The organism is Streptomyces sp. NBC_01306 (genome assembly GCF_026340465.1).
GTDB lineage: Bacteria > Actinomycetota > Actinomycetes > Streptomycetales > Streptomycetaceae > Streptomyces.
The window spans coordinates 3,830,001-3,842,034 of sequence record NZ_JAPEPC010000001.1 but is presented as its reverse complement, the minus strand read 5'-3'; the positions used below and the strand labels follow the sequence as shown (position 1 = coordinate 3,842,034).

9 protein-coding genes and 2 rRNA genes (1 of these 11 running past the window's edge) are annotated in these 12,034 nt (G+C 68.4%); 7 read left to right on the top strand and 4 right to left on the bottom strand.

The window, feature by feature from the left end; all coding sequences use genetic code 11:
• Positions 1–49 precede the first annotated feature (49 nt).
• The 5 genes from OG385_RS16780 to OG385_RS16760 are packed head-to-tail and all read left to right on the top strand — an operon-like array spanning position 50 to position 6,897.
• Complete coding sequence (locus tag OG385_RS16780) at positions 50–907, top strand: hypothetical protein (RefSeq protein WP_266855448.1); 858 nt, start codon at positions 50–52, stop codon at positions 905–907.
• Entirely contained in the window at positions 897–2,249 is a 1,353-nt protein-coding gene (locus OG385_RS16775) for a hypothetical protein (RefSeq protein WP_266855447.1), read from the top strand. Before OG385_RS16780 ends, OG385_RS16775 begins: the two co-directional genes overlap by 11 nt.
• On the top strand, positions 2,246–3,796 hold the full coding sequence (locus OG385_RS16770) for an SCO6880 family protein (RefSeq protein WP_266855446.1): 1,551 nt from the start codon (positions 2,246–2,248) through the stop codon (positions 3,794–3,796). Before OG385_RS16775 ends, OG385_RS16770 begins: the two co-directional genes overlap by 4 nt.
• A gap of 10 nt (positions 3,797–3,806) precedes the next feature.
• Positions 3,807–5,219 carry an ATP-binding protein gene (locus OG385_RS16765; RefSeq protein ID WP_266855445.1) on the top strand — a complete coding sequence of 471 codons (1,413 nt, stop codon included), beginning with the start codon at positions 3,807–3,809 and terminating at the stop codon, positions 5,217–5,219.
• A 1-nt stretch (position 5,220) separates the two neighbouring features.
• A complete protein-coding gene (locus OG385_RS16760) occupies positions 5,221–6,897 on the top strand; it encodes a type VI secretion protein (protein ID WP_266855444.1) in 1,677 nt (558 codons plus the stop codon).
• Positions 6,898–6,986: 89 nt separating this feature from the next.
• On the opposite strand, the gene OG385_RS16755 is transcribed toward OG385_RS16760, so the two are convergent.
• Positions 6,987–7,961: a hypothetical protein gene (locus OG385_RS16755; RefSeq protein WP_266855443.1), complete on the bottom strand. Its 975-nt coding sequence runs from the start codon at positions 7,959–7,961 to the stop codon at positions 6,987–6,989.
• A 229-nt stretch (positions 7,962–8,190) separates the two neighbouring features.
• Between OG385_RS16755 and OG385_RS16750 the strand changes: the two genes are divergently transcribed.
• Positions 8,191–8,784, top strand: a complete 594-nt coding sequence (locus OG385_RS16750; protein ID WP_266855442.1) for a papain-like cysteine protease family protein — start codon at positions 8,191–8,193, stop codon at positions 8,782–8,784.
• Between the two features lie 5 nt (positions 8,785–8,789).
• A complete protein-coding gene (locus OG385_RS16745) occupies positions 8,790–9,731 on the top strand; it encodes a hypothetical protein (protein ID WP_266860929.1) in 942 nt (313 codons plus the stop codon).
• Here the strand turns inward: OG385_RS16745 and OG385_RS16740 are convergent.
• From OG385_RS16740 to OG385_RS16730, 3 genes are all read right to left on the bottom strand, one after another.
• Positions 9,662–10,216 (bottom strand): GNAT family N-acetyltransferase, encoded by a 555-nt coding sequence (locus OG385_RS16740; protein ID WP_266855441.1) that lies wholly within the window; start codon positions 10,214–10,216, stop codon positions 9,662–9,664. The two genes, OG385_RS16745 and OG385_RS16740, sit on opposite strands and share 70 nt — an antisense overlap.
• A 112-nt stretch (positions 10,217–10,328) precedes the next feature.
• A 5S ribosomal RNA gene (gene rrf, locus OG385_RS16735) occupies positions 10,329–10,445 on the bottom strand.
• A gap of 78 nt (positions 10,446–10,523) precedes the next feature.
• Positions 10,524–12,034, bottom strand: a 23S ribosomal RNA gene (locus tag OG385_RS16730) (it continues 1,612 nt past the right edge of the window).

Sequence of the window (12,034 nt, the reverse complement as noted above, 5' to 3'; positions counted from 1 at the left end):
CGTCGTACTGCACGACGACACGGCAAACGGTTGAGGGGGCGTCCGCGGCATGAGTCTCGGAGACGAGAACAACTACGGCAGCGACGCGGGCCGCTCCGACGGCATGGGCGGCTCGGGCCAGACCCGTACACGCCTGCCCGAGGGCGAGGGCGACCCGTACGGCGGCGCCAGACGCCCCGTACGCGCCTCACGCTCCCTCATCACGGTCGTGGGCGTCGTGGTGCTGCTCATCGCCGCCATCGCCTTCGCCAACCGCGGCAACGGCAGCAGCAGCGACTCGTCGGACGACGACAGCAACGGAGCGAAGCGGCCCGGCTCGAACGCCACAGCGGCCTCCGGCGTCAAACCGGTCACGGGCAGCAACAGCGGCATCGCATCCGGCTTCGCCCACACGAGCCAGGGGGCGCAGAGCGCTGCGGCGAACTATGCGGTGGTGCTGGTGTCGGCCGACATCATGAAGCCCGCCCGCCGCGGGGACATCGTGAACAAGGTGTTCGTGCCCGACCAGGTCGACGCGTTCAAGAACAAGCTCGACAAGGCCTATGACAAGCAGCTCCTGGACAAGATCGGGCTCGACGCCAACGGCAACGCCGGCAAGGGCCTGACCTATGTCTCACGCACCGCACCCGTCGGCACCAAAGTCACGCAGCAGTCCGGCGACACCGCGACCGTCGCGGTCTGGTGCACGGGAGTGTTCGGCACAGCCGGCGTGGGCTCGACCAGCCCGGTGACCAGCGACTGGTTCACCATGACGCTCAAGCTCCAGTGGGTGAGCGACAACTGGAAGGTCCAGAGCTTCACCCAGAAGGACGGCCCGGCCCCGGTGAACACCGACAGCAAGGCCTCCACCGCCGACGAGATCGCCAAGGCAGTCGAGCAGTACGGAGGGTTCACCTATGCCCGCTAACCCACGCCGCGCGCTCACCGTCGCGGGAGCCCTCGCCGCCGTACAGACAGCGGCGGTGCTGCTCTCCGCCCGCGCGTTCGCCGCCCCCTCACCGACGCCTTCACCGTCGTCGTCGGGCAAGGACGACTGCAGCCTCCTCATCGGCCCCGTCCGTGACCGCTGCGAAGGCACCGCGGGCGGCGGAGCCAGCAACACCCCCCCTGCCGACTCCCTGGACCCCCTCTCCTCCCTGGCCAAGGGCTGCGCCGACGCCGCCGCCTGGATCGTCGGCAAGCTCTCCGACGCGGTGAAGAGCACGGCCAACGTCGACTTCACCAACAGCTCCTTCCTCCGCCAGTACGCCGTCGTCTTCGCCGCCTCCACCATCCTCACGCTCGTCCTCTGGCTCCTCGCAGTGGCCAAGCGCGCCGTCCGCGGCGTCCCCCTCACCACCGCGCTCTCCGAGGCCATCGGCTTCCTCTGGCTAACCGTCATCGCCTCCGCGTTCACCCCGCTGATCCTCTACACACTGGTCTCGGCGACCGACAGCGTCACCGAGGTCATCGCATCGGCCACCGGCGGCAAGAACGACGTCTTCTTCGGGGCCTTCGCCGAGGCGCTCAAGAAGGGCTCCGACATCGGCGGCGGCCCCATCATGCTGATCGTCACCTCCCTGGTGTCGATCCTCGCCGCCGGCGTCCTCTGGCTCGAACTCGTCATCAGGGCCGCTCTCCTGTACGCCGGCGCCCTCCTCGGCACCGTCGTCTACGCGGGCCTCGTCGACAAGAACATGTGGGGCCACGTCCGCCGCTGGGCCGGCATCATGATCGCGGTGATCATGGTCAAACCGGTCATCGTGATCGTGCTCGGCCTCGCCGGCGCGCTCTCCTCCGGCAAGGGCCCCGACTCCTTCTCCGCCGTCGTCTCCGGCCTCGCGATCATCCTGCTCGCCATCTTCGCCAGCGGCATGATCTACCGCTTCGTCCCCGGCTTCGGTGACGAGGTCGCCGCCTCCCGCACCAACCGCAAGTCCGCGACCGACGGCGCCCAGGCCGCCGCCATGATCAGCTCGCCCGCCGCGCTCGTGTCCCAGGGCATCAAGACCCACAGCAGCCGCGGCGGGGGCGGCGGAAACGACAGCGGGAGCGGCGGAGGCGGCGGCGGACGCCCCGCCAACCCCATCTCCGGAGGCGTGGCGGCCCACAGCAGCCGCGGCGGCTCCAGCGGACAGAGCGGCCAGGGCGGCCAGGGCGGCGGAACCGGCGGAAAGATCCCCAACGCCGCGTCCCCGCCCCGTAACAAGCCGAGCAGCTCCGGAACCCACAGCACACGCAACAACGGCACAGGAGGAGGAGGGCGTTGACGACCCAGTCCCAGCCGGTCGCGCCCCGCCGCACGTATCTGATCGGCCGCGCCCGGCCATCGGCGATCGTCGGCAAGAACCGCGAGACGGGCGAGATCGCACTGATCATCGCGGGCGCCTTCCTCGGCATGATGTGCGGACTCCTCGTCCCCGTCCTGCCCCTGCGCATCGTGACGCTGACCGGCTTCCCGATGCTGGCACTCGCCGCGGTGTACGTCCCGTACAAGCACCGCACGTTCTACAAGTGGTTCGAGATCAACCGCAGCTACAAACGCTCCCTGCGCCGCGGCACCGCCTACCGCTCCCCCACCATGGAAGCGGGCATCGCACTCGACGGCCGCGAGGTCGAGATCGGCCCGCCGCCCGGCATCGGCCGCATCAACTGGCTGGCGGCCCCCTTCGGCCCCGACGAGATCGCCGTACTCCTGCACGCCGACCGGCGCACCGTCACCGCCGCCATCGAGATCGAGGGCCCCGGCGTCGGCCTGCGCGACTCGGAGGACCAGGAAGCCCTGGTGGACCGGTTCGGCACCCTGCTCAAGCACGTGGCCAACGGCGACGGATTCGTCACCCGCCTGCAGATCCTCGCCCGCACCCTCCCCGCCGACCCGGACGCACACGCCAAGGACGTCGCCCAGCGCGGCGACCCCCGCGCCCCCGGCTGGCTCCAGGACTCGTACGACCAGCTCGCCTCCATGGTCTCCACCTCCAGCGAGCAGCACCGCGCGTACCTGGTGGCCTGTATGCACTTCACCCGCGAACTGGCCTCCGAAGCCCACGCCATGGCCCGCGCAGCCCGGCCCGCCGCAGGCCGCCGCCTCGACAAGGACGCCGGCCTCGCCGTCGTCATGGCCCGCGAACTCACCGACATCTGCGCCCGCCTCGCCGAGGCGGACATCCGGGTACGCCAGCCCCTCGGCCAGGGACGGCTCTCCTCACTCGTGCACTCCATGTACGACCCGGACCACCCCATCGACCACATCCAGGCCATGACGAAGCGCAACGCCTGGCCCGCCGAGCTCGACGCCGTCGAACCCACCTACCTCCAGGCCAAGACCCGCGAGTCCTCCACCCGCGCACCCTGGTGCCACGCCACCGCCTGGGTGAAGGAGTGGCCGATGACCCCCGTCGGCGTCAACTTCCTCGCCCCGCTGCTCGTCCACACCCCGGACGTGATCCGTACGGTCGCGGTCTGCATGGACCTCGAACCGACCGAAGTCGCCATCGAGCGCATGCTCACCGAGAAGACCAACGACGAGGCCGAAGCATCCCGCGCCGCCAAGATGAACCGGACCGTCGACCCACGCGACGTCGCCACCCACGGCCGCCTCGACCAGCGCGGCGAAGACCTCGCCAGCGGTGCGGCAGGCGTCAACCTGGTCGGGTACATCACGGTCTCGTCCCGCTCACCCGAAGCACTGGCCCGCGACAAGCGGACCATCCGCGCATCGGCCGGCAAGTCGTATCTCAAGCTCGAATGGTGCGACCGCGAGCACCACCGCGCCTTTGTGAATACGCTGCCGTTCGCGACCGGCATCCGCCGATAGGGGCCCTGTGATGCGAGATCCGATGTCAGCCGTCACCGACGCCTTCGCCGCGTTCCTCTTCGGCAAGGTCGAGACGACGCGCCTCCCCGTCCGTACGTCGACGGGCCAGGCCCAGGCGGTCTACCTGCCGACGGCCGCCCCCGGCCTCGGCGACTCCGGCGTGATCATCGGCCGCGAGGTCTACTCGGGCAAGGGGTACATCTACGACCCCTTCCAGCTGTACGGACAGCAGCTGCCCGCCCCGCACTGGCTGGTGCTCGGCGAATCCGGCAACGGCAAATCCTCCCTGGAGAAGACCTACGTCCTGCGCCAACTGCGCTTCAAGGACCGCCAGGTCGTCGTCCTCGACGCCCAGGGCGAGGACGGCGCCGGTGAATGGGCCCTCATCGCCCAGCAGCTGGGTATAACCCCCATCCGGCTGGACGCGATGGCCGCGCTCGACCACGGCATCCGGCTCAACCCGCTGGATCCGGCCATCGCCACCACGGGCCAGCTGGCCCTGCTCCGTACGATCATCGAAGTCGCCATGGGCCACGGCCTGGACGAACGCTCGGGCTTCGCGCTCAAGGTGGCGCACGCGTACGTCAACGAGACCATCACCGACCGCCAGCCGGTCCTCACCGACATCGTCGAGCAGCTCCGCCACCCCGAACCGGAGTCGGCGGAGGCGATGAACGTCGGTATAGACGATGTACGGGCCTGGGGCCTGGACGTCGCCCTCGTCCTGGACCGCCTGGTGGACGGTGACCTGCGCGGCATGTTCGACGGCCCGACCTCGGTCGGTATCGACCTGGACGCCCCGCTGATCGTCTTCGACCTGTCGCACATCGACCGCAACTCCATCGCCATGCCCATCCTGATGGCGATCGTCGGTGTCTGGCTGGAACACACCTGGATCCGCCCCGACCGCAAGAAGCGCATCTTCCTCGTCGAAGAGGCCTGGCACATCATCAACAGCCCCTTCGTGGCACAGCTCTTCCAGCGCCTGCTGAAGTTCGGCCGGCGCCTGGGCCTGTCGTTCGTCGCGGTGGTCCACCACCTCTCGGACGTGGTGGACGGCGCCGCCGCCCGGGAAGCGGCGGCCATCCTGAAGATGGCGTCGACCCGGACCATCTACGCCCAGAAGGCCGACGAGGCACGGGCGACGGGCCGCGTCCTGGGCCTGCCGCGCTGGGCCGTCGAGATCATCCCGACCCTGACCCCGGGCATCGCGGTCTGGGACGTCAACGGCAACGTCCAGGTCGTCAAACACCTGATCACCGAGGCCGAACGCCCCCTCGTCTTCACCGACCGCGCCATGACCGAGTCGTCCACCCCGGAAGCCGACGACGCGCTGACCCTCCAACTGGAGACGGAGGCGGAGGAACGAGCGGCCAGGATCGAGCGGCAGCTGAACGAGTCCTCAGAGTCGACGGTGGCCTGATATGCACGACACCCCGCACCATGGGCACCACCAGCAGCACGAGCACCACAACCGGCACCACCCAGCGCACCAGCAGCCGTCCCAGCCACAGTCACGCGGTATCCCGGACGGGCTGCTGATCGCGCTGATCGTCTTCCTGCTCGGCCTGACCCTCCTGGTCTGGCTGGCCACGGGCCTCGCCGCCGTCTTCGCCCACGGCGCCTGGCCGGACGGCGTGACCGTGACACACACCCCGGTGGCCATGCGCGAACTGGCCGCGTCCCCGCACGACCTCGCCGCCGCCTGGCCGGACACCCCACCGGGCCGGCTCTCCGGGTACGGGTTGTTCTGGGGCCTGCTCATCAGCGAAGTCCTGGTCCTGCTGGTGCTGACCGTCTTCGTCCTCGGCACGCTCACCCGCTGGCGCGCGGTACGCAACGCCCGCCGGACAGCCACAGCCGGCACACCACGCGTCGCGCCCCCGAGGTCACCGGAGCGGACCGCGCCACAGAGCACCGACCAGACCGTCCCCACCGAGCAGACCCAACAGCCTCAACAAGCTCAACAGCCTCAGCATCCCCAACAGGTCGAGCACACCGACCAGTTCATGCAGCCCGGCCTGCTGGCCGAGGCTGCTGCCACCCCCACAGGCGCCACCGACCGCCCCGCCGGAACAGCGCCGGCCACCCCCGCACCGGCCCCCACAGCCACCCCCGACCCGATCGCCCCAGCCCCGGCTGCCGCCGACGCCCTCCTCCCGGTGCCCCTGGTCCGCTTCGGGCCCGCCCCGGTACGCCGGGCCGCCGCTGTCCAGGCCGTGAGCGACGCTGCCGGCCCCGCACTCGTCGTCACCTCCTCACCCGCTGTCTGGTCGGAGACGAAGGACGCCCGGGCCAAGCTCGGACCCGTACTCGTCTACGACCCCGGCCACCTCTGCGACACCCCCGCCCGCCTCCACTGGTCCCCCACCAGCGGCTGCGAGGACGCCGACACCGCCGCAGCCCGCGCCGTCGCGTTGCTCGCACCGGTCCGTCCGACCGCCCGCATCGACACGACCATGGCCGACACCGCCGAGACGCTCCTGAGCAGCTGGCTGCACGCCGCAGCCGTGGACGGCCGCCCGTTCCGGCAGGTCCACCGCTGGGCCCAGGGCGCCGGCCAGGCCCAGGAGGCGGTACGCATCCTGCGCACCCACGCACGGGCGCGCTCCGGATCAGCGGGCCTGCTGGAGTCGGCGCTCACCGCCCACCCCGAACGCCGCGAGGTCGCCCAGGAGCTGACGGCCCGTGCACTGAGCGCACTCTCCTCGATCCACATCCGCGAAGCCTGCACACCGAACCGAACCGATACGGTCACGCTGGAATCATTCATCCACGAGGGGGGCACTCTCTATGTGGTGGGTGAAGCAATCGAGGACCCGCGCACGCGCCCCGGCGCCATGCCGTTTCTCACCGCACTCGCCTCCAGCGTGGTCGAGCACGGCCGCCGCTTGGCCGCACGGTCAACTGACGGTCGGCTCGACCCACCAATGACGCTCGTCCTGGACGATGTCGCCGCGGTGGCCCCGTTCCCGTATCTGCCGGAGCTGCTCACATCCGGCCACGAGCAGGGTCTGCACCCGCTGGCACTGCTCCGCTCCCGCGAACAGGCGCGCAACCGCTGGCCCCACCAGGAACTGCCCGACGCCACACCCTTCTGACGGCGCTCAACCTCCGTACGGGAGACGCCGGAAGGAGCGGGGAAGGCGCCAGAGGGAGGCGCCATCCGAAGGCGCCGGCGCGAGGGGCGCTACTCCCAGTCCCAGTCGATCCCCACCCGCCCCGGCCGTACCTCCTGCTCCACGGTATGGACGGACCGGTACAGACCGCTGAGCGTCAGATCCCGCCGGGCTCCCCGTACCGTCCCCGCCGTGGCCTGCGCGAAGCGCCGGCACCGCACCGGAAGCGCATGTTCGTCGAAGCGGACCTGCAGGACGTACTGCCCACCGGCGAAACTGAATCCGCGCACATACTCGCTGCTCGGCCCCCCGGTGCCGTCCTCGAACCCGTACCTGAACACATAGGTCTCCCCGGCCCGCAGCCGGGCGTCGAACAGCAGCTCCGCGACGACCACCCCGGTCTCCCGCTCCCACCGCACCCGCCCCGTACGGCAGTTCTCCCCGGCCAGGACCTCCACCCGCCCGGGGTCGCATCCAGGATCCCCGTGGTGGATGGCCACATAGCGGTCCACCCCGTCCCGGTGGGCGCGGACGACATGCTGCGACGAGCGGCCGACCAGCCGCCGGTCGGCCCCGATCCGCACCGACTCGTGGTGACCCACTGTGTGGAGCCCGCCGTCCGCCGGGCTCCCCATCCCGGCGAGCAGCCCCTCCAGCACAGCGGCACCCGCGACCAGCGAACGGTACGAACGACCGGCCGGCCGTTCACTCGTACCGCGTGGCCCACCACCCGCAGGCCCGCCGCCCCCGTCAGCAAGCAGCCGTACCAATGAACCGGCGGGCAGCCGCAGCACCTCCTCCAGTGCGCTCACCGCCCGCAGCGACTCGGCCCGCCGGGGCCGCCGCACCCCCTGTTGCCAGTAACTGAGGCTCGTTACACCGACTTTGATCCCCCGGCTCGCCAGATGATGCTGGACCCGGTGCAGCGGCAGCCCCCGCACGGCGAGAGCAGTACGCAGCGCGAGATGGAAAGGGCCGGTGTGCAGGGCCAGGTCGAGTTCCGAACCGGCGGCGGCCACCGGATCCCGCCCCGTGATCCGTTCCATCAGTGCCCCTCCGGTTCCGGTGAACATTCACGGCGGACAGCGGAGCAGCGCAGCGGACGGAGCCGACCGTGCAGGTGGAGAAGGGGGCCGTTCACAACCGGCCACGCGCCATTCACAGTGCCGTGCCGTCGCGTATTCAACCGCGTTGACCGGCACGCAACAACACCCGATGCTCACCACAGCGTCCGGACGCGCTCCTCCAATCCACCCCCACCCCGGGAGGAACACGATGCGCACCCACAGGAGACGGCTGTCCCTTGCCGCCATCGCCACCGCGGCAGCCCTGTTCGCCCTGCCCATCACCACGGCGGCAGCCACCCCCACGACCGTGCCAGCGGCGGCGGGAGCAAAACGCCTCAACATCACCATGCAGGAGCAGCAGCAGACCAACTGGTGCTGGGCCGCGACGGGTAACACCATCGCCGGCTGGTACGGCCGCGACTACAGCCAGAACCAGTTCTGCAACGCCGCGTTCGGCCGCAGCCAGAACGGCAACTGCCCCAACGACCAGGCCACCCTCGCCAACGTCCAGGACGGCCTCAACTGGGCTGGTATCAGCCCGGGTTCCTATGTCACCGGCTGGCTCCAGTCGTCCACCGTACAGACCGAGATCAACGCCGGCCGCCCCATCGCCGACCGCATCCAGTGGTCGAGCGGCGGCGGGCACATGAATGTCGTCTACGGGTACGACACGGCCGGCGACTGGGTCTACTGGGGCGACCCCTGGCCGTCGGACAACCGCTACAACTGGGCCGCCCACGACTGGTACGTCAGCAACAACGAGTTCTCCTGGACCCACTCGCTCTACCGGATCGGGGCGTGACCACCATGCAGAGACGCCTCACACGCCCCGCCCCGTACGGCCGCACCCTCCTGCGAGCGGCCCTCGCCGGAGCCGCGGCCACCGCGGCACTCGCCCTCGCCCCCGGGGCCTCCGCGGCCGACCACTCCACCGGCCCCACCGCGCACCTCACCGATTCCGCGGCCGGCCGCAGCGCCGCACAGCACGCAGCGGCATCCCCCGCCACTCTGCACACGCTGGCACGCTTCTTCGCAGACTCGGGCACTCACCCCGCAACGCCGTCGGCGGCCTCCGGCCCGGCCCCGCAGATCAAGGGCCCGGCCGTGCCCGTCTACACACTCTCCCCGGACTTCGTCGCAGCCCGCTCCGGCGCCCCTGTCGCGCGGCTGGACTTCCTGGCCAGTACCGCGGTCTCCGCCGACGGCCGGAAGGCATCGGTGTGGACCGTCCCGCAGGGGGCCTCCTGGCAGGTCGTGAACATCGCCACCGGCGACGACGAGACGCACTACGCGGCGAAGGGCGCCGCGAAACTGCCCGGCGGCACCGTCTTCCGTGAGCCGCAGATCAACGCCTGGTACGTCATGAAGGGGACGCGGATCCTGCCCCTGGACACCGAGGCCGTACACGCGGTCGGCGCCCGCGGAACGACACTCGCCGCGTACCGGCACCGAGTACACAAGGCGTACGGCGACAAGCTGCCGGGCTCGCAGTACGCGAAGAAGGGCGAGGCGGGAGGCTACGCCGACAGCACCGGCACCCACCACACCGCGACCCGCGCCACCGCGGCCGCCGGGTCCGCCGGCTCGACACCCGGCTCGGCCGGGACGTCGCTGATGGCGGGCGGGGCGGGGGCCCTGATACTGGGACTCGGCGCCCTGTTCGTACGCCGCACGGCCCGTCACACCGGCCGGTCGACCACCATCTCCAGCTCACGGTCCCCCGCGTCGCCGGGGGCCGGGACGGAGTAACCGGTCGGTACGAAACCGATCTTGCGGTAGAAGCCGGCAGCCCGGCCGTTGGCCTGGTGCACGAAGAGCCGCACCCGCTCGATCCGCGGCTCGTCCAGCGACCAGGCCCACTCCATCGCCGCCCGGAAGAGCTCCTGGGTGAGACCCGCTCCACGGAACTCGGGCCGCACGTACACACCGACCAGATGTGCCTGCGATACGGAGTTCACTTCCCCGAAGATCCCCTCGGTCCCGACGGGTTCGACCAGCACGACCACGGTACCGGACCACGACCCGTCGGGCCCCTCCGCGATGAACTGCCGTGCGGTACCACCGTGCGAGGCCCCGGCCGCCCGGTCCTGCCAGAAGGAATCCGGGCGGGCGGTGGCCGCTTCATAGGTTTCGAGATAGGCAATGGGCGCTGCGGGATCCTGGAGCGCGACCAGCCGCAGCTCCTTGACCTTGAGCCACTCATCAGCCCGCACAGGCCGTATGACGTCTTCCATGCCGGGATCCTGCCAGACAGACCCGCAGGACTGCACACGAATTTGAACTGCACGTGGACGCAAAAATGCCTCAGCCCCGGACCATAACGGTCCGGGGCTGAGGCTAAAAATTGTTCGGCGGCGTCCTACTCTCCCACAGGGTCCCCCCTGCAGTACCATCGGCGCTGAAAGGCTTAGCTTCCGGGTTCGGAATGTAACCGGGCGTTTCCCTAACGCAATGACCACCGAAACACTATGAAATTAACCAACACCGGATACAACACGGTCGTTCGTTATTTCAGAACTAACACAGTGGACGCGAGCAACTGAGGACAAGCCCTCGGCCTATTAGTACCAGTCAGCTCCACCCGTTACCGGGCTTCCACATCTGGCCTATCAACCCAGTCGTCTACTGGGAGCCTTAACCCCTCAAAGGGGGTGGGAATACTCATCTCGAAGCAGGCTTCCCGCTTAGATGCTTTCAGCGGTTATCCTTTCCGAACGTAGCCAACCAGCCATGCCCTTGGCAGGACAACTGGCACACCAGAGGTTCGTCCGTCCCGGTCCTCTCGTACTAGGGACAGCCCTTCTCAATATTCCTACGCGCGCAGAGGATAGGGACCGAACTGTCTCACGACGTTCTAAACCCAGCTCGCGTACCGCTTTAATGGGCGAACAGCCCAACCCTTGGGACCGACTCCAGCCCCAGGATGCGACGAGCCGACATCGAGGTGCCAAACCATCCCGTCGATATGGACTCTTGGGGAAGATCAGCCTGTTATCCCCGGGGTACCTTTTATCCGTTGAGCGACAGCGCTTCCACAAGCCACTGCCGGATCACTAGTCCCGACTTTCGTCCCTGCTCGACCCGTCGGTCTCACAGTCAAGCTCCCTTGTGCACTTACACTCAACACCTGATTGCCAACCAGGCTGAGGGAACCTTTGGGCGCCTCCGTTACTCTTTAGGAGGCAACCGCCCCAGTTAAACTACCCATCAGACACTGTCCCTGATCCGGATCACGGACCGAGGTTAGACATCCAGCACGACCAGAGTGGTATTTCAACGACGACTCCACAACCACTGGCGTGGCCGCTTCAAAGTCTCCCACCTATCCTACACAAGCCGAACCGAACACCAATATCAAACTGTAGTAAAGGTCCCGGGGTCTTTCCGTCCTTCTGCGCGAAACGAGCATCTTTACTCGTAGTGCAATTTCACCGGGCCTATGGTTGAGACAGTCGAGAAGTCGTTACGCCATTCGTGCAGGTCGGAACTTACCCGACAAGGAATTTCGCTACCTTAGGATGGTTATAGTTACCACCGCCGTTTACTGGCGCTTAAGTTCTCAGCTTCGCAACCCCGAAAGATCACTAACCGGTCCCCTTAACGTTCCAGCACCGGGCAGGCGTCAGTCCGTATACATCGCCTTACGGCTTCGCACGGACCTGTGTTTTTAGTAAACAGTCGCTTCTCGCTGGTCTCTGCGGCCACCCCCAGCTCATGGAGTAAATCCAATCACCAAGAATGGCCCCCTTCTCCCGAAGTTACGGGGGCATTTTGCCGAGTTCCTTAACCATAGTTCACCCGAACGCCTCGGTATTCTCTACCTGACCACCTGAGTCGGTTTAGGGTACGGGCCGCCATGAAACTCGCTAGAGGCTTTTCTCGACAGCATAGGATCATCCACTTCACCACAATCGGCTCGGCATCAGGTCTCACCCACATGTCATCCGGATTTACCTGGATAACGGGCTACACCCTTACCCCGGGACAACCACCGCCCGGGCTGGACTACCTTCCTGCGTCACCCCATCGCTTACCTACTACCACCTTGGTTC